This window comes from Acinetobacter sp. 1294596, from assembly GCF_000582925.1.
GTDB classification, from domain to species: Bacteria; Pseudomonadota; Gammaproteobacteria; order Pseudomonadales; family Moraxellaceae; genus Acinetobacter; species Acinetobacter radioresistens.
Window position 1 is genome coordinate 1 of sequence record NZ_JFCC01000153.1, and the last position, 315, is coordinate 315.

At 36.2% G+C, this 315-nt stretch carries 1 protein-coding gene; it reads left to right on the top strand.

Annotation, left to right across the window (positions count from 1 at the left end; all coding sequences use genetic code 11):
- Positions 1 to 63: 63 nt before the first annotated feature.
- On the top strand, positions 64 to 315 hold a 252-nt coding region (locus tag J502_RS16335), incomplete at its 3' end, for a hypothetical protein (protein WP_034685374.1).

Consider the following 315-nt stretch of genomic DNA (forward strand, 5'->3'; position numbering starts at 1 on the left):
AAGACTACTCATTATTCGTGGGTGTCTCTTTAGTTAATCAAACTCAATATAAGGATTTTATCAATGCAATTTAAAACTGAACTGATCATCTTGGGGGCTAAGTCATCTAAAGGTGACTTTAATGGTAAACCATACGATTCGACTACTGTTTTTTATCAAGCGGATTTGCAATCAGGAGAAAATTTTGTAGGTCAGGTGGGTGAATCAATTAAATGGGGTACATCGTTCAATTTTGAGCGTATTAAGCATCTGTCTTACCCATTTACTTGCACTGCCACAATGGAGCAAGTATCTAACGGTAAATCATCAGTTTTG